Source organism: Sphingobacterium sp. UBA7625 (assembly GCF_002484085.1).
GTDB lineage: Bacteria > Bacteroidota > Bacteroidia > Sphingobacteriales > Sphingobacteriaceae > Sphingobacterium > Sphingobacterium athyrii.
This window is the reverse complement of sequence record NZ_DLJD01000046.1, coordinates 63,603-87,979: the sequence shown is the minus strand read 5'-3', so window position 1 is coordinate 87,979 and position 24,377 is coordinate 63,603. Positions and strand designations below refer to the sequence as shown.

Below are 24,377 nucleotides of genomic sequence, written 5' to 3'. Positions count from 1 at the left end.
ATAGGTGGGTATTGTGAAGAATAACTATTTATTGGCACTTTTAAGTGCCTTTTTATTGTGGTTGGGGTGGCCTCCCATCCCCTATTCCAGCCTGCTGCTCTTTATTGGGTTTATACCCCTATTGGTTGCACTGGAAAACATCATCCGTAGCGAAACAATTAAAAAAAAAGGAAAGAAGATTTTTCTAACGGCGGGTCTAATGGCTGTTGTCTGGAATACGGCATCCATTTACTGGGTATATAATTCCATCTCGGCAGTTATGCCTCCTTTTGCGGCAATTCTGATCAGCTTAATCCCTTTCTGCCTGGGGGCAGCTTTAATGGCTCTTGCGTTTTTCCTGTATTATCGATTAAGGCGTAAAACTTCACTGCTATTATCCCTATTTGGATTGATGGGGTTCTGGATCAGCTATGAATTTCTACACGCCTCCTGGGACCTGGCATTTCCATGGATGACTTTAGGAAACGGTTTTGCCAACTTTCATCAATTGATCCAATGGTACGACATCACCGGTGTATACGGCGGATCTATATGGATCTGGCTGGTCAATATTTTGGTTTTTGTGCTTTATCTCAATCGAAAAGGGATCTACCAGCTCAAAAACAGACTTGTCCCTATCTTTTGCCTGCTGTTGGTCACAGTGGTTCCCACGGCCTATTCTTTGGTTCGTTATTTCAGCTACGAGGAGCATCAAAATCCAGCCCAGGTCGTGGTCGTACAACCGAACGTGAATCCTTACGTCAAGTTTCGGATCAGCCCTGAAGAACAATTGAACACCTTGTTTTCTCTTTCTAATTCCGTAGCGAAACCAAACACGGAGTTTTTTATCTGGCCTGAAACTGCCCTTTCACAAAATGGTGATTTTGATGAAGAAAATCTTCGTGAGACTTATTCCTATCAACGGATTCTGCAATTTTTGGATCGGTACAAAAACGGTAATGTCTTATCGGGTATAGAGAGTTATCAATTATATAATTATGCGAAGACAACGACCGCACGTGAAATTGCGCCTAATATTTACCAGGACAACTTTAACGCGGCAACATTGATCGATTACTCATCCAAACTGCAATTTTATCATAAATCCAAATTGGTCCCTGGTGTGGAACAGATGCCCTTTGGCGCGGCGATGAATTTTTTAAAACCCTTATTTAAAGCTTTTGGTGGCACGACAGGCGGTTATGGGAAACAGGCCGAGCCTTCGGTTTTCTATGCCCAGAGTGGTATCGGTGCTGCCCCGGTCATTTGCTACGAATCCATCTGGGGTGACTATGTGGCGAAATATGTAAAAAAAGGGGCTCAGTTTATCGCGATCATTACCAATGACGGCTGGTGGGGCAATACTTCGGGGAAAGACCAGCATCTGCAATATGCCAAACTAAGAGCCATTGAAAATAGACGCTGGGTTGCCCGATCGGCAAATACTGGGATATCCGGTTTTATCAATCAACGCGGTGATATTGTACAGCAGACAAAATGGTGGGTACCCGCCGCATTGAATCAGGAAATCAATTTAAACGAGGAAATTACAGCATATACCAAAACTGGCGATATCGCTGCTTACCTAGGCTTAGCAATCGCTCTGGCTGGATTTTTTATATTGGTAAAAAAACGACCAAATTCTGATTAAAATAAGTCATTTAATGCATTTGATTTACTTTTGAGATTTGTAATTTTGCACCATGCAAGTATATTTTGACAATGCTGCGACTACAGCCTTAGATCCTGAAGTTATTAAAGTAATGGTAGATGTCATGGATAACAACTTTGGAAATCCATCTTCTATTCACAGTCACGGAAGACAAGTAAAAACAATCGTAGAAAAAGCACGGAAAACGATCGCCAACCTACTCCATGTATCTCCGGCAGAAATTTTCTTTACTTCGGGGGGCACCGAAGCCGACAATATGGCCATCGTACGTTCGATCACGGACTTTGGCATCACGCATGCGATCACTTCACCAATAGAACACCATGCCGTCCTGCATACGCTGGAAGAGCTTGAGAAGGCGGGAAAAGTTCATCTTGATTTACTCAATGTAGACAGTAAAGGTAATTTAGACCTTAATCAACTGGAGGAGCTCTTAAGTAGCAATCCCCGTACTTTTGTTTCTATTATGCACGCCAATAATGAAATCGGCAACCTTAATGATATCCAACGTATATCGGAATTATGTCAGCGATACAATGCCGTATTTCATTCCGACACGGTACAGACCATGGGGCATTATCCGCATGATCTGGGGCAGCTTAAAATTGATTTTATTACTGGTGCAGCCCATAAGTTTCACGGTCCGAAAGGCGTAGGTTTCCTCTATATCAACGCTAATAACAAAATCAAACCATTGATTTATGGTGGCGCCCAGGAACGGAATATGCGTGGCGGCACCGAAAATGTTTATGGGATAGCTGGTCTCGCGAAAGCGTTGGAACTGGCCTATGAACATATGGATGAGCACCAAGCTTATATTCAAGCCCTTAAATCATATATGATTGAAGAGTTACAAAAAGCTATTCCGGATATCGAATTCAATGGCGTTGTCGAACCAGAAAAATCTTTATACACGGTACTGAATGTCTCTTTCCCTTGCAGTGATCTTGCCGATATGTTATTATTCAATTTGGATATAGCGGGCATATCCTGTTCCGGTGGAAGCGCCTGTAGTTCGGGGACCGATATTGGCTCTCATGTGCTTGGGGCAATCAAAACAAATGCTGACCGGCCTTCGGTGAGATTCTCCTTTTGCAAGAACAATACTAAAGAAGAAGTGGATTTTGTTGTGTCAACTTTAAAAGAACTTTGTTCAAAAAGTAGATAGAACTGTGGGAATATAAAAGCAAAAAAAATCCGAAGAGAATTCTCTTCGGATTTTTTTTGCTTTTATCTAAATATTATATCCCGCGGCAAATTTCAATTCTTCGTCAGTACATAGTATTTGGAAATATCACCCGTAATATCATTACCTGATAGATCCAATTGACTCAAGATATGATTGCCCAATTTGAATTTATAATCGACACCATCCAACGTGATTATATTTTCATCCAATTTCCACTTTCCCTCGCGCACAAAAACATCATCGCTTTTGTTAAGATATTTGGACGAGTATTTATAGGTATTGTCTTTATGTAAAGAAATAAGCGTCTCTATACCGTCGCAATCCGCACAAGGCATCACCCCTTTATATTCTCCGATCACAATTTCAGCTTTGTCTCTTCCTTTTAATTCCTGCAAATTATCTTTATAGGCAGCCACACTCTGTTTCGGATTATCACACCCTCCTAATCCAATCATTACCATCACTCCTACTGTCCAAATAAACCTTTTCATCTCTTTCCAAATTCAAAAAATCAGCATCTAATAGTTACACCCTTAAAATTCATAACAAATTAGATACCAAAAATTTAGAAAGAACTAAAAATCATCATCTTCGTCTTCGTCCAAAAATGATAAAGCGCCCTGTAACTCGCCCAAGGCATGGAAATTGCGGCTTTTACGTGCAATATCAATTCCCTGTTTATATGTTTTGATCGCAAGCTCCTGTTTGTCCAGTTTTTCGTATAATTTTCCCAGATGATAATATGTTCCGACGTAGTCCGGATGGCTATTGATCAGCTTCTCAAATCTGTCTAAAGCTTCCTGCTCATTATTTTGTTTCAGGTACTCTGCAGCAATGGCATATTTTAAAAAAGGATCTTCAGGGCTCTCTTTCAAAAATTCGTTGAGTTGATCCAATCGTGTTGACATATCTTTTTTATTTCAAATTTAACTAAAATTGGGCTCATCTGTAAACAATTATTTTATAGCGCCCGCGTTTCGATACTATAAATTATCCGATCAATCCACCTGTTTCTCTTTCATTTTTCACGTAGAGCAAGTGTTAGTTAACACTTTAGGTTTCTTTGTGCTGGCTCGGCCCTTCGCTATCGAGCAATAACTCCGCAACAGAGATATGCTATCAAAAATACTATGCAAGCATACAAAATGACACTATGCTGACGGTTTGTTTTTATTGAAAAAATACATGTAGAATTTAGAAAAATTTATTAAAAAAAGCACGAAGCAGGCTATAAATTACAAATACAATAAAATAATAAGCAAAAAATCATTATAAATTAAAAATAATACAATAACAAAAACCTGAGGTAAACCAAAATTTTAAGCGGTTGGGGGCTTTTTATTTGGGAGAAAATATGGTAAGTTTGGGTAAAACCAATCGTATATGAAAATATTAGTTTGTATAAGTAATGTCCCTGACACTACATCGAAGATCACTTTTACAAATGACAACACTGCCTTTAATACAACTGGGGTGCAGTTTATTATAAACCCTTATGACGAGATTGCCCTTTCGAAGGCAGTTGAATTAGCTGAAGGAGGAAAAGGTACAGTGACTGTCATCAATGTTGGAGATGCATCAACCGATGCGACCATTCGCAAAGCATTGGCTATAGGCGCTGACAATGCAGTACGTATTAATGCCATTCCGAGAGATGCTTGGTTTGTTGCCAATCAAATCGCAAATTACGCCAGAGACAATGCTTTTGACCTTATTTTAACTGGACGGGAATCCATTGATTATAATGGTGCACAAGTTGGTGCAATCGTTGCAGAATTACTGAATATACCATCGGTATCCATTGCCAAGAAGATCGATATCGCTGCTGATGCTGTCAGTATTGAACGTGAAATAGAAGGTGGCAAAGAGGTGTTAACCGCCAAACTTCCAATTGTTATTGGTACAGCGGAAGGAGTCGCAGAGCCTAAGATACCTAACATGCGTGGTATTATGAGCGCACGGACCAAACCATTGGATGTGCTGGAACCATCCGCAGTTGATACGCTTTCCCACATTGTTAATTATGAGACTCCAGCTCCACGCGGCACTGTAAAACTCGTTGATGCGGCAGAAGTTGAGAAACTGGTTTCGCTGTTACATGATGAGGCCAAAGTTATTTAATCATTAAATTCCGAAAAAACTATGTCAATACTTGTATATGTAGAAAATACCGATGGAAAATTCAAAAAGTCTGCTTTTGAAGTCGTTTCTTATGCGAAAGCCATCGCCGATAATACTGGCACCGACCTTATTGCCATCTCGATTGGCAATGTCGCACAGGATGAACTTGCTACACTGGGCAACTATGGTGCATCAAAGGTACTAACGGTCAATACTGATCAGCTTTCTTCCTTTGTCAACCAGGCTTATGCGAGCATTATCGCAGAAGCTGTCAAAAGCACAGGCGCGAATCTGCTTGTACTTTCCAACTCATTTTCTGGCAAAGGACTTGCTCCCCGTATTGCCGCAAAGCTTCACGCGGCACTAGCTGACGGCGCTTTGGCTCTGCCGACCATCGAAGGTAAAAAATTAACCGTCAAAAAGACCGCATTTTCAAATAAAGCATTTGCTACAGTGGAATTGACCGCAGCGATCAAAGTGATCGCTTTAAATCCCAATGCTTATGAAACCAAGGAAACTGGAGGTACTGCCGTTGTTGAACCTTTTACAGCCAATATTGCGTCCACGGACTTCTCGACAATTGTTAAAGAAATTGTTCGCGCAACAGATAAAGTTTCCCTCCCGGAGGCAGAAATCGTTGTCTCTGCTGGCCGTGGACTAAAAGGTCCGGAAAACTGGGGGATGATCGAAGAACTTGCAGATGTCCTTGGCGCAGCCACGGCATGTTCCAAGCCTGTGTCTGATGCAGGATGGCGCCCACATTCCGAACACGTCGGCCAAACGGGTATCGTTGTAAGTCCCAACCTCTATATTGCCATCGGGATCTCCGGCGCTATTCAACATTTAGCCGGTGTTAGCTCTTCAAAAACAATTGTCGTGATCAACAAGGATCCTGAAGCACCATTCTTTAAAGTTGCGGATTACGGTATCGTTGGTGATGCCTTTGATATCGTCCCCAAATTGACACAGGCTCTAAAGGCTTACAAAGGTCATTAGGATTTACCGCATATTTTCCTCCCCATTCATTCAAAACATGATTGGGGATTTTTTATTTACCCTTTAACTAATTGCAATTTCCCCAATTAAAAAGGCCGGCATCAGCAAGGGAGATCGATAAATTTGTTTCACACGGAACGTAATTATAATTGCATATAAAAGCAAATTTATCTAAGTTTGTAGACCGCTTTGGAATTAAAATGAAGAAAATCAGATTAGATATCGTTGGTTTATCCTATAGTCAAACGCAATCTGGGGCTTACGCCCTTGTATTGGGAGAAGTGGAGGGCAACAGAAGACTGCCCATCATTATTGGTAGCCATGAAGCTCAAGCCATCGCTATTCGGATAGAAAAAATGATTCCAAGCCGTCCCCTTACGCACGACCTGTTTCAGTCTTTTGCAGAATCTTTTGGCATTAAACTCGTTGAAGTACTCATCTACAATCTGATTGAAGGCATTTTTTATGCAAAGATTATTTGTTCTGACGGCAATAAGATGGTCGAAATTGATGCGCGGACTTCCGACGCGGTTGCTTTGGCCGTTCGTTTTGAAGCACCAATTTATGCCTATGAATTTATTATGTCATCTGCAGGAATTATTATTGAGGGACATGAATTCGCATTTTTGGAAAATCTGGACAAAGCCAACAAGGTTCAAGATCCCAGTATGGTCGAGGTCGAAGAGAAGACTCCTTCCAAATCCGCTAACAACCCTTTTTCTTCGTTGACAGATGAACAATTGGAGCAGGCGCTCAACCAGGCATTAACGGAAGAGAACTACGAACAAGCCGCGTTGATTAGGGATGAAATTTCCAAAAGAAAATAACTCCTCTCATTAAAGCGAAACAAAAACTCTAAATAATATCGTTTTATGTCTATTAAATTAAGATTGACCATTATGAGCTTCTTTCAGTTTTTTGTCTGGGGAGCATGGTTGATTACAATAGCTAACTATTGGTTTGGCACAAAGCAATGGGATGGTACACAATTCGGCGCTATCTTCGCGACAATGGGAATAGCTTCGCTATTTATGCCAACATTGATGGGGATCATTGCTGACCGCTGGATAAATGCTGAAAGACTCTATTTTTTCCTTCATTTATCTTATGCTGCTGTTCTTTTCTACCTACCACAAGTCAATGATCCCAATACTTTTTTTTATGCGATGCTCGCAGCAATGTGTTTCTATATGCCGACATTGGCTCTATCCAACTCAATTGCCTATACCGCATTGAATGAAAACAACTATGATCTGGTCAAAGCATTCCCTCCTATCCGTGTCTTCGGAACCGTTGGATTTATCGTAGCGATGTGGATCACAAATCTGACAGGTAACAAAGCGACAGCATACCAATTTTATATTGCGGGAACAGCGGCCTTAGCTTTGAGTCTCTATGCCTTTACATTACCGAAATGCCCACCGAAAAAATTACAGCAGGAAAGTGCATCTTGGACACAATTGTTGGGGTTAGAAGCCTTTAAATTATTTGGAAACTATAAAATGGCACTGTTCTTTATATTTTCCATGTTCTTAGGAGCCGCATTGCAGTTGACCAACGCATATGGAGATGTATTTTTGGACGAATTTAAATTCTATCCAAAATTTGCGGAATCTTTTGTTGTGAAATACTCAACGATCATCATGTCGATTTCGCAGATATCAGAGACACTTTTTATTCTGGCAATCCCATTTTTCCTAAAAAGATTTGGTATCAAAAAAGTCATGTTGATCTCTATGTTTGCCTGGGTATTACGTTTTGGGCTATTCTCATTTGGAGACCCTGCTGGCGGCCTATGGATGATTGTACTTTCCTGTATCGTTTATGGAATGGCATTTGACTTTTTCAATATCTCAGGCTCTTTGTTTGTTGAGACATCCACAACATCAAGTATACGTAGTTCTGCTCAAGGCTTATTTATGATGATGACCAATGGTTTCGGAGCAGTATTCGGCAGTTTTGCATCGGGATGGATTATCGACCATTATTTCACAAAAAGCTTTCAGAATGGGCAGGATCTGGCCAACTACCTGGATACAAATATCAATGATATGCATTTCCTGAATTTCTTAAAAGAGAAAAGTATCGCACTGTTGCCTGATGGTACCCTGAACAATAATATTATGCTCAAGGACTGGCATGACATCTGGCTAGCCTTTGCCATCTATACACTGATTATCGCAGTACTTTTTGCAATATTCTTTAGACATAAACATGAGCGCGAGCCGCTCAATTCAAAATAACAAAAAGCCGCAAATGCGGCTTTTTGTATATTTGCAGGATGCAAAATACATCGGGAATTGTTAACGGATTCTCAATCCCAAATTTACAACTGGACTTTTCAATGGATTAACAAGCTAGGGCTGACATACACAAATGCATGCCCTTAATGGTGCGTCAATTAGCATCAACCGAACATGGTGTACCTATCGAACTGTATTTCTTTGTCAATGACATACGGTGGGAATATTATGAAGATATTGTCTCCGATGTTTTTGATCACCTCTTTGCGGCCACAAAATATTTCGACCTTGAGATATTCGAAAATCCGGCTTCGGATGATTTCAGGCAATTTGTCCGGAAACAACAGATCAATATATTGAATTTGTAAAAAAGAAACTGAGATCCATAAAAACAGTGAAAGGTAATCCGGGGAGATTACCTTTTCACTTTAAAAACAAACTAAATTTTCAGACGTGTTTCACAACAGATCTACACATTAACCCTAACTCTTTATGAATCAAAAATTACTCTACACAAATATAGGACTGTTATGTTAAGTCCATCTTAAGGGAACTTTAAACTTAAAACAATTCGACAAATAGTTATTTAAACTATTTATTTCACTGGATTTACCGTTCAATAAACAACTTCGTTCAACCTTAAATTTAACGTTCTGCATCCTAATCCCCCCTATAGCAATCTAAGTCTGTTCCCAAAATATTGATATGCCAATTTCAACAACAAGAAAAGGCAACCTGACGATTGCCTTTTGTCGTATAAAAACTATGTATTTAATTATTCCACAACAATACTTTTCGTCGCAAAATGTTCCCTGTTGAACATATCAACTGCTTTAATTTCTAACTGATATTTCCCGGCTTTAAGTTTAGGCAAATTTGTCATCCACAAATGACTTGATTTTTCGGGATTAGATGGACGGCGCGTCGTTATCAATTGCTCAGCCGTATCGTATTTCGCTAAGGATTTTAAGAATGCGGGATCACTTTCATTCACATATTCCATCGCTTTCCAGTCCCCTTGGTTGATTCTGTAGGATACCTTATCACCTTCTTTGCCAATGAAAAAATTTGCGTAGATCGGGTATCGTTTTGTATACTTTTCGGGCACTACTGATGCGCCATACACGTCAATCTGATAGCTTGCAGGTTGACCGACCACTTTATAGTCAAAGCGATATTGATTGCCCTCAATTTTCAAAATTGCGTAGCCTTTTGGCGTACCGTCACGCATGGTGGAAACAGGGATTCCTTTTGCATTCAGTTCACCTGAATACCAGTCTCCGGATGTCGTACCGACATTATATTCGTGGTGCGCATGCGCTTGTTTCCAGCCATCTTTCTGTCCATAAAAATATTGACGTTGGAAATGCGTGTGTGCCGATAGTGAAAGCGTGTGCTGAAAGGGGGCCAAAATATCAAAAAGACGCTGTCTGTCTTCGTTGCGGAATACATTTGAATTTTCATGATACAGTGGAATATGAAACGATAGGACAATTAATTTATCTTTATCCACCTGTTTTAGATCATTCTCAACAAAATCCAACTGATCTTTCCGAAAACCACCTAAATACCCTTTTCCGGTACGAGGATTAGGGTAAATGATATCATCCAATACAATAAAGTGGGCATTCCCGTAATTAAAAGAGTAATTATTGGGACCAAAAGTACGCTCAAAAGACTCATCAGAAAGGCTGTCGGTTTTGGCATCGTAATTCATGTCATGATTTCCCATAACATTATACCAAGGTAGCCCCATGGTAGAAATAACCGATTTATATTTTGGTTGAAGAGAAAGGTCATCACCGACCAAATCTCCTAGACTGATTCCAAATTTGGCAACAGATTTATCTGCGATTTCATTGATGATACCATCTTTAAAAAATCCCAGCTCTTCTTCTGTGTATGCCTGTGGGTCGCCAAAGACAAATGCCGAAAAATTGGGTTGTTCTTCTTGTTGATATAAAGCGAAGTTTATGGCAGATGGAATCTTCCCCGTAGGCGCCACGCCGGGATATTTGGAAGCTGGACTTCCATTGGCCTTATGGATATAATAGAATTTGGGATGATTATTATCGTCTAAGGGTACTGCATATCCCGAAGGTTTAACAACAAAAATAATATTATCATTTCCGGCCGGCAGTTGATAGTTCCCATCTTTATCAGTAATGACAACTTCGCGACCGTTGCTTACGGAAACAGATGCTATTCCTTTTTCATTCTTATCCAATTTTCCATTTTTGTTTATATCCAGATAAACTTTTCCCTTTGCAAGTTCCTGTGCTTGTAGTGTCTGGGCTAGTGCTAAAGAAATAGCCAATGCAAAAAATGTTTTCATATCGAACGTTGATTTTGCCGCTAAAGTACCCTATTCCCATTAAGACAAGATCAATTGTATATAAAGAATTTGTAAATAGAAGCCCGTATCAGGTTGTTATCCCAATGTCCATTAATTAAGCCGACGGCACAACCATACCTCTGAAATAGCTGATCTATAGAAACAATAAAAGCTCGTTTTAAGAAAAGGCAACATTAAATAGCAAAAAAAAGAGGGAAAAAGCTCCTTGGCTTCTCCCTCCTCAATAAGTATAAATAGCGTTATTATCTAGCCTGAGCCGTTGCCAACATCCGGTTTACTTCGTCTATCATAGATTTAGCAGCATCATGCATCCTCGGGTTACCCGCAAAATCCGCATCTAAGGTGACACGCTTGGACTTATCTTTGTAATTATATTCCAGGTAGAAGCGAGGTACTTTCGAATTTGTAGAATCTTTCTTCCATTCCGGACCTGTCATATCCGTATCCAAATTCCAAAAACCAAGTTCCATTGCCTTGCGGTGCAAATACAATAGATCATCTTTTGTGAACTTGACAGTATCCCTAATTAATGAATCTTGTTTGTCTAAATATTTATAGATACGCGTTTTCGAATTATATTCATTGACCATGTGGTTCGGTTCGCCATATTTAAATTCAATTGATTCAAAATCAGCAAAACGGAACGGTGCATTTTTAATCATATTGCTGTAGTAGTAAACACAATACATTAAAAATGGCACAATAATACAAAGGCCTAGAAAAATCTTTTTACTCTTTATTGTCATTTCTATAAAATTTTGACAAAAATAAGGATTTATATAGGGTATAAAAGTTTATATCAAGATATGACATAAAACCTACATGGATGTTGTCCGGTTAGATCTTCGGAGAACCCGCATCCACAAAGGTTTTGGCATACCAGCTATCTGTCAGATCTGATATAATAACTCCCTTGCGCGTGGAGACATGGACGAATTTGTTATTGTGTAAATACACGCCCACATGGTCAATTCCATTTTTGCCAAAAGAGAAAAAAACCAAATCTCCTTCTTCCAATTTTTCAGGCTTTTTTCTTTTCACAATGCCCTCCATATCACGTGATGTTCGTGGCAGGTTGCCTTTATAAACTTCAATGTACAAGAGGTTAACGAACCCCGAACAATCCACGCCATTTTTAGTCTGTCCTCCCATTCGATGTGGTATCCCCATCCAGTCGTCAATAAATGAATAAAGCTGCGGATTTAACTTTTTTGTGTTTACATTCAATAGCGAAGCATAATTATCAAGGCGGGATCCCGAAAAGGTTTTTCCACGTGCCGAACTTGCATCAGTCAACACCGAGCCGCTCGAGGAGTGTGAACGGGATGTAAGTACTTTTTTCTTTGTTGAACAACTGCTCAAGAATAATAGCACGCTTAAAAAAAAGATAAAATAAGGCTTGACAATCATTATGTTCGATTTATTTTCCGGTATAACAAACTTAAATAAATAACCCTTTGTATACAATATTTTCGCTGCTTTCGTAAAAAACAATTTACCCATTCCCTCTTTTTTTAATAAAATGCTCAAAGGATTATTTCCATCCCGTTAATGTGCTCTACCCACTGATCTCCAGTAATGTCTTCAACTCGATTATCCATTTTCCTTTACAAGAACGTCGGATCAGAAAAAGAATTGTTCAGAAATCGTAACTTTGACCCCTAATTTATTTGCGAATGGAAAAATTAAAAGGTGCGTTAGCTGTCTTTTTAGGTGCGAGCAGTTTTGGAATATTATCAACGTTTGTTAAAAAAGCATATGGCCAAGGGCTTACTTTAGGTGAGGTAACAGGGATTCAGGTATTGTTTGGCATGCTCATACTTTGGCTTATCTTTATTGCCATCAAATTATTTTCCCGCAAAACCTTTCAATCTTCAACTAAAAAATCTTCATGGATCAAAATTTTAATCAGTGGCACTTCAACAGGCTTAGTAAGTATTTTGTATTACAAATGTGTACAGCTGGTCCCGGCCTCCTTAGCCATTGTCCTACTCATGCAATACATATGGATCGGTGTTGTTATTGAGCTTATCTTTTTCAAGGTAAAACCGTCAAAGAACAACCTAATTGGCATTGGCATTGTCCTGATTGCGACATTGTTGGCAACAGGATTAATTGAGAAAGGATTAAAGGACCTCAACTTAACGGGGCTGTTATTTGGACTTTTGGCAGCTACGGCTTATTCTGTATTCATGATCGTCAATGGCCGTGTAGGCAATGATTACCATCCGATCCAAAAAAGCGCAATTATGGTAACTGGTGCCTGCCTATTAGTTTTCACGTTATTTCCGCCGAACTATTTGTTCAACGGTCAATTTGATACTAATTTCCTGCATTTTGGGTTGATCCTATCTTTATTTGGTACAGTTATCCCCCCCTTGCTGTTTGCCTATGGCTTACCAAAAACAGGTTTCTCGTTGGGAGGGATTTTGAGTTCAGCAGAATTGCCTGTGGCCACCTGCATGTCCTATTTTATCCTTCATGAATCTGTTTCATCTGTGCAGTGGGTCGGTGTTCTTTTGATCCTAGGGACTGTGATCTGGTTAAATGCTGCGAAGAGTAGTACCCTTTAATTCAACCTAAAGTTTATTTCAAGAGATGGTCACGCGCATGCCATATGGCGGATTTGATAGAAAATCAAGGATAATCGAAAGCTGTGAATATGGAGCTGTACATCAACAAAAAAGGGCGATTTTCTATAAGATCGCCCTTTTTTGTTGATATATAAGTCTTAAAAAACTAATGTGCCAATGTTTCAGGAACCTCTTCTACCTCTACTTCGCAGGTATCCGTAACTTCCATAAATTTGACTGGCACGACCTCATTGACCAGCAATGGATCATATAAAGTTCTTACTTTGACATAATTTTTGGAAAAACCATGCATATAACCATCTTTTTCATCTGCTTCAAATAGGACATCACCCTGAGCACCAAGCTGTGTTTCATAAAATGCGCGACGTTTCTTCTCCGAAAGAATATGCAACATCTTGCTTCTATCACTACGTTGCGCTCCGGGTACAGCTCCCTCCATTTGTGCTGCGATGGTGTTTTCGCGCTCCGAATAGGTAAATACATGCAGATAGGAAATATCCAGATCGTTCAGAAAATTATAGGTATCTATAAAATCCTCCCGTGTCTCACCCGGAAAGCCAACAATCACGTCAACGCCTATGCAACAGTTGGGCATTAACGACTTGATAAATTCTACCCGTTCGGTATATAACTCCCGTTTATATCTCCGGCGCATCAAACCCAGAATTTTGTTGCTTCCAGACTGCAATGGCATGTGGAAATGTGGAACAAATCTTTTGGATTGCGCTACAAATTCGATGATATCGTTTGAAAGAAGATTAGGTTCTATTGAAGAAATACGTATCCGATCGATGCCTTCAACCTCATCCAGTGCTTTCACCAAATCCAGAAAGCGATCTTCGCGTTTTCCATCCCTGATACCAAAATCACCGATATTAACTCCTGTCAACACAATCTCTTTTACACCTGAAGCGGCAATTTCTTCAGCCTGTCTGACGATCTCTTCAATCTTTCCTGAACGGCTGGCACCGCGTGCCAGGGGAATTGTACAGAATGTACAGGAATAATCACATCCATCCTGAACTTTTAAAAATGTACGTGTACGATCACCAATGGAATAAGCTGACACAAATTGGTTGGTCTCATCAATAGGGCCATTAAAAACAATTGTTTTTTCCTGCTTGGTCAAATCATTGATATGCTCAATGATGTTAAATTTCTCTGCAGCCCCCAGTACCATATCCACGCCCGGTATATCCGCAATTTCTCTTGGTTTTAACTGGGCATAACACCCTACAATAGTAATATAGGCATTCGGAGAGTGCTTTAGCGCTTCCTTGACCACTTTTCTACACTTCTTGTCCGCGTTGTCCGTTACAGAACATGTATTGATTACATAAACGTCCGCACGGCTATTAAAAGCGGTGGTATCATAGCCCGCATCCTTAAATAAACGTCCAATGGATGATGTCTCCGAATAATTCAGTTTACACCCAAGTGTATAAAAAGCTACTTTTTTATTCTCCATAATATTTTGCAAAATTACATTTTTTTTCAGTAACCCCTCTTATCATTTTGAGTTTTGACTTTCTCGTTATAAGGATTTTCCTTAGTTTTGACTATCTTGAAAGGATGGACGTGTCAGAAGGTTTAACCTACGTATTCAACGATTCGGGATTAAACGTTTAAAAATTAAAATTTACAGATGAAACAATATTTAGATTTACTCAAACATGTATATACGAATGGTGTTGTAAAGACAGACCGTACCGGAACAGGTACCAAAAGTGTCTTTGGGTATCAGATGCGTTTCAACCTTCAGGAAGGATTCCCTTTAGTAACGACAAAGAAACTGCACCTCAGATCAATTATTCACGAGCTGATCTGGTTTTTGAAAGGCGAAACCAATATTCAGTATTTAAAAGAAAACGGCGTAAGTATTTGGGACGAATGGGCTGATGAACAGGGTAACCTAGGGCCTGTATATGGTTCGCAATGGCGTTCTTGGCCAACACCCGACGGCCGTCACATTGATCAGATCGCGCAGGTTATCAATCAGCTAAAAAATTCACCGGATTCGCGTCGTATCATTGTATCGGCATGGAATGTCGCTGAAATCGAACATATGGCTTTACCTCCCTGCCATGCTTTCTTTCAATTTTATGTCGCTCCGGCACAGCCAGAGAAGGGGATTATGAAGCCGCAGTTGTCCTGTCAGCTTTATCAGCGTAGTGCGGACATTTTTTTAGGTGTACCTTTCAATATCGCATCCTATGCCCTATTAACCATGATGGTGGCCCAAGTCTGTGATATGGAAGCAGCCGAATTTATCCATACATTGGGTGATGCGCATATCTACAGCAATCACTTTGAGCAAACCGAACTTCAATTGAGCCGTGATCCAAAGCCATTGCCACAAATGAAGATAAACCCAGAGGTCAACAATATCTTTGATTTTAAATTCGAAGATTTCGAACTGCTAAATTATGAATCCCATGCGCATATAAAAGCACCGGTTGCGGTTTAGGAAAACCATTAAAAGTTTTCCCACACATCGCACCGCCAAGAATTTACACCACGAATTTACACGACACAAAAATGAGTAACCCAACGATCACATTAATCGTAGCTGCATCGGAAAACAATGCAATTGGTATCAATAACCAGATGCCTTGGCATTTGCCAAATGATTTTAAATATTTTAAAAGAAATACCGTTGATCACTCTATCCTGATGGGTAGAAAAACCTTTGATGCCATAGGCAAAGCATTACCTGACAGAAGGAATATTGTCATTACACGTAATGCCGATTTTCAGGGGGAAGATATTGATGTCGCCAATAGTATCCAAGAGGCGCTTTTATATTGCCGCGACGAACGTGAGGTATTTATTATTGGCGGTGCAAATATCTATCAACAGGCCTTACCGCTAGCAAACAAAGTGCTTTTGACACGTGTGCATACGACAATCCAAGGGGATGCATTCTTTCCCGAGCTCTTTTCTGAAGAATGGGACTTGGTTTCTTCAGAAGCGCATCAGGCCGATGATAAGCATGCGTTCAACTATACCTTTGAAGTGTATAATCGCAAATAGCCAATCGGATGTTAAAATGTTTATCTCTTGTTTTCATTCTACTGATGTCCAATACCTACGCTCAAAAGATTGACACGATATACCTGGAAAAATTACTTCAGAGTCGCCCTGATCTATTTCAACGAATATTAAATCATCCGACCAAAAACGAGATCCAGATCTTGTACACTCAAATTGATCGCGATCAATCCAATGTTCCGCATTTCAGGTCTTATAGTTATCGGCTAAATCCCAATTGGTATTTCTATCCAGCAAGCACCGTAAAATTACCAACGGCAATCTTAGCATTGGAAAAAATTAATGATTTGCATATTGAAGGATTAACTAGAGATACCCCCCTGCGCATAGATTCTGCTTTTGAAAAGCAAACCAAGGTATCCATAGATGAATCTGCGGCCAACGGGCTGCCATCTATCGCCCAATATGTCAAAAAAATATTGTTGACCAGTGACAATGATGCTCAAAATAGATTGTTCGAATTCATTGGCCGTGCCGAATTAAATGCAAAACTCAAAAAACAGGGCACAAAATACAGCCGAATTGTCAACCGCCTTGCTATTGGTGACAAGGGAATTTGGGCCAAGCATACCAACCCGTTCACTTTCTATCAGGGCGATCATATCCTCTATCAGCAAAAAGCGCAATTCGACCCCAAGGATTATGATATCAAGTTAGCAAATACCCTGCAGGGGAAGGGCTACATGAATGATAAGGATCAGCTTATCCATGAACCATGGAGCTTTGAAGGTTTAAATGTGTATGCGTTGGAGGACCAACAATTGATCCTAAAAAAATTATTATTTCCGGAAGCATTCAAAAGCAAAGACAGATTTAATTTAAAAAAGGAAGATTATAACCTACTCTATGACTACATGTCCCGCTATCCATTTGAATCGGACTTTCCAAAATATGACCCCGTAGAATTCTGGCCTACTTATAGCAAATTGCTGTTCTATGGTCGTGAAAAAGATACCGTGCTGAATCCTAATATCCGAATTTTTAATAAATATGGCGATTCCTATGGTTATAATATTGATAACGCTTATATTGTAGATTTTGAACATGGCGTTGAATTTCTCCTTGCCGTAGTAGTTCAGTCGAATGAAAACGGTATTTACAACGATGGTATTTATGAATACGAGACCGTCACTTATCCATTTTTGAAAAACATCGGTCAGCTTCTCTACCAAGAAGAGCTAAAACGAACAAAAAAAATCAAACCCGATTTGTCCAGGTTTGATTTCAGAAAATAACAGAAAAACGGCTTTCAGAATCTGAAAGCCGTTTTTCTATATGGGATATTTTAGTTAATTCAGGCCGAGAGACCTTTCAAAGATAGCAATCCACCTGTCCTATTTGACAGATAGCAAAGCGCTTTCGATCAATTCACCATAAAAGTCGCCTTCTTTCATTCCGAAGGCACGTACCTGTTGCGGGATAAAACTTTGCGCCGTTTGTCCGGGAATTGTATTGATCTCGATGAAATAAAAATTGTCGGTCCCATTTTCCAAAAAGAAATCCACACGCACCATACCTTTACAGTTCAATCTGACATAAATTTCCTTCAGAATACGTGCCGCGCGCTCTCGCTGTTCCACGCTCAGGTCCGCAGGCGTAATTTCCTCCGTCAGACCAGGAACATATTTCGCTTCAAAGTCAAAAAATTCACGTGTCGTACGAACCTCCGTTGCAGGCAATACAACCAATTCTCCCTTTGTATTTCGAAAAATTCCTTCCGAGAATTCACGTCCGGTCACAAACTCCTCAACGATAACCTGTTTTCCTGTATTTTCGGCATCAAAAGCCTTATCAATAGCTTCCTGTAGCTGAGCCGATTCTTTGACCTTTGTCATCCCGATACTACTTCCCCCAGCATTAGGTTTCACAAAATACGGAAGGGAGAGATTGCTTTCCACGGTGCTGACTGCTTCCGCCCGCTGTGATTCAAATAATAAAACTGATTTGGCCAGATATAATTCAGGAATATCACTTAAAATCGCTTTCGTATAGCCTTTATTCATTGTTAAAGCTGAAGTCAGTGCATCGCATGAAGTATAAGGAATATCCAGCAAATCAAAGTAGCTCTGTAGTCGTCCATCCTCCCCCGGTACGCCATGTACCATAATAAAAGCTAGGTCAAAATTTATCGTTTCTCCATGTAGTGGTAATGTAAAGCTCTCGCGCAGAACAGAATGCTGCTGACCGTCTTTATCTGTATAAAACCATGCTCCTTTTGATATGGTAATCGGGTATACATCGTATTTCTCATGATCAAGTTGAGAATAGACAAAAGCGGAACTTTTAAAAGAAACTTCGGCCTCCCCTGTATAACCTCCAGTTATTAATGCTATTTTTGCTTTCATAAATTTTAGCGATTCGAATAGCAAATATAATTTGCTATACACGGAAAAACGAATAATTTTGTGAGGAATAATTTTATTTAATCATTCTGTAAAACTGGCTTCAATATTGCGGTTCCATGCAGAATTCATTTTATCAAACACAGTAATGTCCAAAGTCGTACAATATCTTCAGACGCCCGCGTTCAGAAAAAATCTCATTGCCGCTTTTGTTGCGATAATCTGCTTATTTCTTGCGGTATATGTCGGGCTGAAAATATATACTAAACATGATGAATCCATTGCAGTTCCAAAAATAAAGGGACTTCATATCAACGCAGCCATCCAAGCCTTGGAAGATGCGGGACTAGAATATCAGATTGACTCCGTTTACCAGATGGATGCCAAACCGGGCTTGGTGATCGAACAGGATCCTGAGCAGGGATTTCACGTGAAATCCGGTCGCACAATATATCTAACAATTATCACGCAAGTAGCACCGGAGGTCTCTTTCCCAAATATTAAAGATAAAACTCTGATCGAAGCAACAGCTATTTTGAAAAATCACAATCTTAAAATTGGTGATACCTCTTATGTTGCAGATATCGCCAGAGATATTGTTCTAGATGCTCAATTTGCGGGGCAGTCCATTCGAAATGGGCGCATGATCCCGAAAGGTTCACGAATAGATCTTGTCCTTGGAAATGGCCTTGGAGCAAATGAAGTTGAAATTCCCAATTTGGTCGGACTTCCGCTAAATGAAGCTAAATTTGCGCTTACCGGCGCCGGACTTGGTCTGGGAACGGTGACTTACGATCCAAATGTGACTGATACGACAACAGCTGTGATCAGCGCGCAATCTCCGGGTATAGAGAAGGGATTAACGAGCTTAGGCGCTAAAATAGATGTAACCCTTTCCTTGACGGCACCGACACCTACAACTGGTACGCCCGGAGGAACAACGACACCTAAGCCACAGGGAAATCCTACACCGGCAAATCCTCCTGCGGCGAAACCCGCTGCTCCGGCAAAAACAACAACAAATAATCCTCCTGCCAAAGCGACAAATACAACACCTCCAGCAGGCCAGAAAAAGGAAAATAAAAGTAATAGTTTAGGCTTCTAAAATTATTTTTGAAACCTTTACAAACATTGGATTGTTTGCATAAAAATAATTCGGATGTATGCGAAAGTTTCATTATTGATATAAAAAATCATTCTGATGGAAAATAAAAAAGGAATACCAAGTTGGTTAAAAATTATTGCATTAATTGTCATCGTTATCGGAGGTTACTTTGCATGGACATTTTATAAGGCTTTTTTTGCCTCAAATGTTTCTGGAGAAAAGAAATACCTTTATATTCATGAAGGCACAACGTACGAGGATGTGCTCAAATCAATTCAAGATTCTAGTCTTCTGGATGATATCGCTTCATTTGAACGTGCAGCCCAATATAAAAAATACGAACAAAGTGTAAAGCCTGGCCGTTACTTATTAACTCCGGGAATGAACAATCGACGTCTGATCGGTAATTTAATAGGTGGTCATCAGGAACCCGTAAAATTCAGGTTTGCCAATGTCAGGCTAAAAGAAAATATGGCGGCCTTGTTAGACAAAAGTTTTGAAGCAGATTCAGCACAATTTATTGCGGTATTGAATGATGAAGCTACCGCTCAAAAATTTGGTTTTACCAAGGAAAATTTAATTTCCATTTTCATTCCAAATACCTACGAAATTTACTGGAACACGAGCCCAGAGAAGGTTATTGCCCGTTTCGATGATGAATGGAAAAAATTCTGGAATACGGACCGTATTGCGAAAGCCAAAGCACTTAATTTAACGCGGCAACAGGTCAGCACTTTAGCCTCCATTGTCAAAGGCGAGGCATTGCATCAAGACGAAATGCCCATGATTGCCGGTCTCTATTTAAACCGTCTAAAAAAAGGAATGCTTTTACAGGCCGATCCAACAGTGATCTTTGCGAACAATGACTTTACCATCAGAAGGGTCTTAAATAAACATTTAAGAACCGACAACCCATACAATACGTACATCTATAGAGGCTTGCCTCCAGGTCCTATTTCTATTCCAAGTATTGCAGCCATTGATGCGGTCCTAAACTTTAAACAACACGATTATATCTATATGTGTGCAAAGGATGATTTCTCCGGATACCATAATTTTGCGAAGACAGAAGCAGAACATCTGATCAATGCGCGCAAGTTCCAACAAGCTTTAGACGCAAGAAATATCAAAAAATAATGTTTGTATTTGATCATCAGATTCGTGTCCGCTATGCAGAAACAGACCAGATGGGCTATGTCTATTATGGCAATTATGCTGCCTTTTATGAGATAGCACGAACAGAAATGCTGAGAAGTACAGGAATATCCTATAAAGAACTGGAAGAAATGGGCGTGATGCTGCCTGTTACAGAGATGAAAACAAAATATCTCAAACCGGGTAAGTATGACGACCTGATAACGATCCGGGTAACGATACGTAAGAAACCGGCAGTCCGTATTATTTTTGAATACGAGCTGTTCAACGAAAGTGGCGAATTACTCAATCAAGGCGAAACAACATTGGTATTTGTAAATATGGAAAAAAACAAACCATGCATGCCCCCACAGATCTTTCTGGATAAGATGAGTAAATACTTTAACTGATATGGGGAAATTCCACCAATGGTTATTAAATTTTGAACCTTATTTTAGATTAATCGAATGGAGTAAACGGGTAGTTTTGCCCGGGTTCGGTTCACTTCCACTTTATACAGTGGCGGTATTTTTCTTTCAGGAACTCTCCAGAGATTCAATCGTAAGCAAGGCTTCATCATTGTCATATAGCTTCCTGTTGGCCATATTTCCCGGTATCATCTTTCTATTTACGCTAATTCCTTATATTCCGATCAACAATTTTCAGGAACAATTACTGGACTTCCTAGCGGTTGTTATTCCCAAAAACGCATTCCTCGTAGTCGAAACCACCCTAGAAGATATTATCAAGAACCAAAATGGGGGGCTCTTATCTTTCGGTTTTCTATTCGCCGCTTATTTTGCGACAAATGGCATGGCCTCCTTAATGAATGCCTTCAATAAAGCATCTTTAATGACGGAGAAAAGACCTTGGTTGAGGAAAAGGCTCATTGCGCTTACACTGGCATTTCTAATCATCTTTGCCCTTACTGTAGGCATGACCATATTCACGATTGCCGGGGTGACAATCGACTATCTAAAGGAAACAACAGGTATTAAATCCAGTATGTGGGCGACACTATTAAAGCTGGCGCGATGGATCATTATTTTTGCTATCTATTTTTTCACTGTAAGCTGTATCTATAAGTTTGGTCCCTCTACCTCAAACAGATGGAAGTTATTTAGTCCAGGTGCTTCCATGGCTACCATATTGGCCATTTTAACTTTTTCGATTTTTACATTCTACATTAATCATTTTGGTGCCTACAACAAATTATACGGTTCTATAGGCACCCTGATTGTGATCATGCTATGGATTTACCTGAATACGCTGATCTTATTGTTGGGCTATGAACTAAATGCGGCCATTGCATTGTCTAAGCAAACCATTGTGATCGCCAAACCCCGGATCTTCAATTCCTTTAAGAAAGACAGTGAATAATCTTCAAAAAATCTAAAAAGACAGCATCCTTATAAAGAAGAAGTTATATTGCCATTGAGACATAAAGTCCTCCTATTCTGATGAATGAAAGGTATTCACATGAAGCTCCTAATACCAAATTACCCATAACCTTCCTGACTTGGGTATAACTAAAAGTCTTTCAATAAAATAAGAAAAATAAAATTTTGCATTAAAAGTTTTTTTGTACCTTTGCAACTCCTACAACGTAGGAAAAAGGAGAAAATTAATTAATGGCAAAAAAACAAGAAGCAGAAAAAGAATTAGCAGCGAAAAACGCAGAGCTACAAGGTGCTGACACTAAAGTAGTGAAAGACACTGAAAAAATTGAATCAGAAGCTGATTCAAACTTAATCGACGAAATCAAATCAAACACTTGGATCACACCAGAAGGTGAATTTGACTGGGATGCAAATGACAAAGGTTTCGGAAATTATAGCGAAGCTGAACGCGCTAAACTTGAAGCACAATACGCAGATACTTTCAACCAAGTTAACCAAGGTGAAATTATTGAAGGTACTGTCGTTTCTATCAACAACAAAGACGTTGTCTTAAATGTTGGTTTCAAATCTGACGGTTTAGTTTCTTTATCCGAATTCCGTGACTTACCAGAATTAAAAATTGGTGACAAAGTTGACGTATTCGTTGAATCTCAAGAAGATGCTAACGGTCAATTAGTACTTTCTCGTAAACGTGCTAAAACTCAAAAATCTTGGGAAGCTATCAATGAGGCATTGGAAAATGATGCAATCATTACTGGTTTCGTTAAGAGCCGTACTAAAGGTGGTCTTATCGTTGATATCAAAGGTGTTGAAGCATTCTTACCTGGATCTCAAATCGATATCAAACCTATCCGTGACTACGATGTATACGTAGGTAAAACAATGGAATTCAAAGTTGTGAAAATCAACCACGAATTCAAAAACGTTGTCGTATCACACAAAGTATTAATTGAAAACGACTTAGAAAACCAAAAATCTGAAATCGTTGCTAAATTAGAAAAAGGTCAAGTATTAGAAGGAACAGTTAAAAATATCACTGACTTCGGTGTGTTCATCGACTTAGGTGGTGTTGACGGTTTATTGCATATCACAGATATCTCTTGGGGTCGTATCGAGCATCCAAAAGAAGTTTTATCGCTAGATCAAACAATCAACGTTGTTGTATTAGACTTTGATGATGAGAAAAAACGTATCGCTTTAGGCTTGAAACAATTATCTGAGCACCCTTGGGAATCTTTAGATACAGCATTAGAAGTTGGTTCTAAAGTTAAAGGTAAAATCGTAACAGTTGCTGATTACGGTGCTTTCTTAGAAATCATCCCGGGTGTTGAAGGTTTGATCCACGTTTCTGAAATGTCTTGGTCTCAAAACCTACGTTCTCCACAAGAGTTCTTAAAAGTTGGTGACGAGATCGAAGCACAAATCTTAACATTAGATCGCGATGAGCGCAAAATGAGCTTGGGTATCAAACAATTGACTCCAGATCCTTGGAAAAACATTACTGAGCGTTACCCTGTAGGTTCTAAACAAACAGCTGTTGTTAAAAACATGACTAACTTCGGTGTATTTGTTGAGTTAGAAGAAGGTATCGACGGTTTGATCCACATCTCTGATTTATCTTGGTCTAAAAAAATCAACCACCCTAACGAATTCACTAAAGTTGGTGAAACATTAGATGTAGTTGTTTTAGAATTAGATGAAGAAAACCGCAAGTTATCTTTAGGTCACAAACAATTGGAAGAAAATCCTTGGGATACTTTCGAGACCATCTTCACTGAAGGTTCTATCCACGAAGGTACTGTGATCAAAGTTGGTGACAAAGGTGATATCGTAGCTTTACAATATGGTGTTGAAGGTTTCTGCCCTTCTAAACACTCTGTTAAAGAAGACGGTTCTTCATTGAAAGTTGATGAAGTTACTTCATTCAAAATCATCGAGTTCAACAAAGAGAACAAACGTTTGGTAATTTCTCACTCTCGTATCTGGGAAGAAGAGAAAGAAGAGGCTCGCAAAGAAGAGTCTAACAACCGTAAAAAAGACGCTAAAGCTGAGTCTTCAGCTGTTAAAAAAGTAAAAGATTCTGTTGAAAAATCTACTTTAGGCGACTTAGACGTGTTAGCTCAATTGAAAGAGCAAATGGAAAATGATAAAAACGCTAAGTAATTAGTATTTTCGATCCATAAAAAGAGGCTGTT

General features: G+C 39.5%; 23 protein-coding genes. 16 read left to right on the top strand and 7 right to left on the bottom strand.

Translation table 11 applies throughout. The annotated features are described in order from the left end of the window. The first annotated feature begins 13 nt into the window (after positions 1-13). Positions 14-1,630, top strand: a complete 1,617-nt coding sequence (gene lnt / locus B4G94_RS19125; protein ID WP_286861052.1) for an apolipoprotein N-acyltransferase — start codon at positions 14-16, stop codon at positions 1,628-1,630. A 52-nt stretch (positions 1,631-1,682) separates the two neighbouring features. Then, positions 1,683-2,819, top strand: a complete 1,137-nt coding sequence (locus B4G94_RS19120; RefSeq protein ID WP_286861050.1) for a cysteine desulfurase family protein — start codon at positions 1,683-1,685, stop codon at positions 2,817-2,819. Between the two features lie 92 nt (positions 2,820-2,911). On the opposite strand, the gene B4G94_RS19115 is transcribed toward B4G94_RS19120, so the two are convergent. Next, positions 2,912-3,331, bottom strand: coding sequence for a copper resistance protein NlpE (locus B4G94_RS19115; RefSeq protein ID WP_108636535.1), 420 nt, complete (start codon positions 3,329-3,331; stop codon positions 2,912-2,914). 84 nt (positions 3,332-3,415) lie between these two features. Further along, positions 3,416-3,748, bottom strand: coding sequence for a tetratricopeptide repeat protein (locus tag B4G94_RS19110; protein WP_108636534.1), 333 nt, complete (start codon positions 3,746-3,748; stop codon positions 3,416-3,418). A 475-nt stretch (positions 3,749-4,223) separates the two neighbouring features. On the opposite strand from B4G94_RS19110, the gene B4G94_RS19105 reads away from it, so the two are divergent. The 5 genes from B4G94_RS19105 (at position 4,224) to B4G94_RS19085 (ending at position 8,568) form a co-directional block, all read left to right on the top strand. Further along, positions 4,224-4,961, top strand: coding sequence for an electron transfer flavoprotein subunit beta/FixA family protein (locus tag B4G94_RS19105; RefSeq protein ID WP_108636533.1), 738 nt, complete (start codon positions 4,224-4,226; stop codon positions 4,959-4,961). 21 nt (positions 4,962-4,982) lie between these two features. Beyond that, complete coding sequence (locus tag B4G94_RS19100; RefSeq protein WP_286861047.1) at positions 4,983-5,957, top strand: electron transfer flavoprotein subunit alpha/FixB family protein; 975 nt, start codon at positions 4,983-4,985, stop codon at positions 5,955-5,957. Positions 5,958-6,157: 200 nt separating this feature from the next. Continuing rightward, the gene (locus B4G94_RS19095) at positions 6,158-6,784 is read left to right on the top strand and encodes a bifunctional nuclease family protein (protein ID WP_104384289.1); all 627 of its coding nucleotides are present in this window, start codon (positions 6,158-6,160) and stop codon (positions 6,782-6,784) included. Between the two features lie 45 nt (positions 6,785-6,829). Further along, the gene (locus B4G94_RS19090) at positions 6,830-8,200 is read left to right on the top strand and encodes a nucleoside permease (protein ID WP_108636531.1); all 1,371 of its coding nucleotides are present in this window, start codon (positions 6,830-6,832) and stop codon (positions 8,198-8,200) included. Positions 8,201-8,346: 146 nt separating this feature from the next. After that, the gene (locus B4G94_RS19085; RefSeq protein WP_313533632.1) at positions 8,347-8,568 is read left to right on the top strand and encodes a hypothetical protein; all 222 of its coding nucleotides are present in this window, start codon (positions 8,347-8,349) and stop codon (positions 8,566-8,568) included. Positions 8,569-8,975: 407 nt separating this feature from the next. Here B4G94_RS19085 and B4G94_RS19080 read toward each other — a convergent pair whose 3' ends face one another. The 3 genes from B4G94_RS19080 to B4G94_RS19070 all read right to left on the bottom strand — a co-directional run bounded on the left by B4G94_RS19080 (position 8,976) and on the right by B4G94_RS19070 (position 11,918). Beyond that, a complete protein-coding gene (locus B4G94_RS19080) occupies positions 8,976-10,535 on the bottom strand; it encodes a calcineurin-like phosphoesterase family protein (RefSeq protein WP_286861044.1) in 1,560 nt (519 codons plus the stop codon). Positions 10,536-10,798: 263 nt separating this feature from the next. Continuing rightward, on the bottom strand, positions 10,799-11,302 hold the full coding sequence (locus B4G94_RS19075) for a hypothetical protein (RefSeq protein WP_286861042.1): 504 nt from the start codon (positions 11,300-11,302) through the stop codon (positions 10,799-10,801). Positions 11,303-11,393: 91 nt separating this feature from the next. Beyond that, positions 11,394-11,918 (bottom strand): C40 family peptidase, encoded by a 525-nt coding sequence (locus tag B4G94_RS19070; RefSeq protein WP_286861039.1) that lies wholly within the window; start codon positions 11,916-11,918, stop codon positions 11,394-11,396. Between the two features lie 314 nt (positions 11,919-12,232). On the opposite strand from B4G94_RS19070, the gene B4G94_RS19065 reads away from it, so the two are divergent. After that, entirely contained in the window at positions 12,233-13,129 is an 897-nt protein-coding gene (locus tag B4G94_RS19065; RefSeq protein WP_286861037.1) for an EamA family transporter, read from the top strand. A gap of 166 nt (positions 13,130-13,295) precedes the next feature. Here the strand turns inward: B4G94_RS19065 and mtaB are convergent, their stop codons facing one another. Beyond that, positions 13,296-14,618, bottom strand: coding sequence for a tRNA (N(6)-L-threonylcarbamoyladenosine(37)-C(2))-methylthiotransferase MtaB (gene mtaB, locus B4G94_RS19060; protein ID WP_286861035.1), 1,323 nt, complete (start codon positions 14,616-14,618; stop codon positions 13,296-13,298). Positions 14,619-14,795: 177 nt separating this feature from the next. Here mtaB and B4G94_RS19055 point away from each other — a divergent pair, with 177 nt between their 5' ends. From B4G94_RS19055 to B4G94_RS19045, 3 genes are all read left to right on the top strand, one after another. Then, on the top strand, positions 14,796-15,617 hold the full coding sequence (locus B4G94_RS19055; RefSeq protein ID WP_286861033.1) for a thymidylate synthase: 822 nt from the start codon (positions 14,796-14,798) through the stop codon (positions 15,615-15,617). Positions 15,618-15,688: 71 nt separating this feature from the next. Then, a complete protein-coding gene (locus B4G94_RS19050; RefSeq protein WP_286861030.1) occupies positions 15,689-16,183 on the top strand; it encodes a dihydrofolate reductase in 495 nt (164 codons plus the stop codon). Between the two features lie 8 nt (positions 16,184-16,191). Continuing rightward, on the top strand, positions 16,192-17,436 hold the full coding sequence (locus B4G94_RS19045; protein ID WP_165308815.1) for a serine hydrolase: 1,245 nt from the start codon (positions 16,192-16,194) through the stop codon (positions 17,434-17,436). A 99-nt stretch (positions 17,437-17,535) separates the two neighbouring features. Here the strand turns inward: B4G94_RS19045 and B4G94_RS19040 are convergent, their stop codons facing one another. Next, a complete protein-coding gene (locus B4G94_RS19040) occupies positions 17,536-18,546 on the bottom strand; it encodes a D-alanine--D-alanine ligase (RefSeq protein ID WP_286861027.1) in 1,011 nt (336 codons plus the stop codon). Between the two features lie 145 nt (positions 18,547-18,691). Between B4G94_RS19040 and B4G94_RS19035 the strand changes: the two genes are divergently transcribed. From B4G94_RS19035 to rpsA, 5 genes are all read left to right on the top strand, one after another. Continuing rightward, the gene (locus B4G94_RS19035) at positions 18,692-19,648 is read left to right on the top strand and encodes a PASTA domain-containing protein (RefSeq protein ID WP_165308817.1); all 957 of its coding nucleotides are present in this window, start codon (positions 18,692-18,694) and stop codon (positions 19,646-19,648) included. A gap of 96 nt (positions 19,649-19,744) precedes the next feature. Next, the gene (gene mltG / locus B4G94_RS19030) at positions 19,745-20,785 is read left to right on the top strand and encodes an endolytic transglycosylase MltG (protein WP_286861023.1); all 1,041 of its coding nucleotides are present in this window, start codon (positions 19,745-19,747) and stop codon (positions 20,783-20,785) included. Then, complete coding sequence (locus B4G94_RS19025) at positions 20,785-21,192, top strand: acyl-CoA thioesterase (RefSeq protein WP_104384277.1); 408 nt, start codon at positions 20,785-20,787, stop codon at positions 21,190-21,192. Before mltG ends, B4G94_RS19025 begins: the two co-directional genes overlap by 1 nt. 1 nt (position 21,193) lies before the next feature. Further along, on the top strand, positions 21,194-22,162 hold the full coding sequence (locus B4G94_RS19020) for a YihY/virulence factor BrkB family protein (RefSeq protein ID WP_108636519.1): 969 nt from the start codon (positions 21,194-21,196) through the stop codon (positions 22,160-22,162). Between the two features lie 251 nt (positions 22,163-22,413). Continuing rightward, positions 22,414-24,345: a 30S ribosomal protein S1 gene (gene rpsA / locus B4G94_RS19015; RefSeq protein WP_286861019.1), complete on the top strand. Its 1,932-nt coding sequence runs from the start codon at positions 22,414-22,416 to the stop codon at positions 24,343-24,345. The last annotated feature ends 32 nt before the right edge of the window (positions 24,346-24,377 follow it).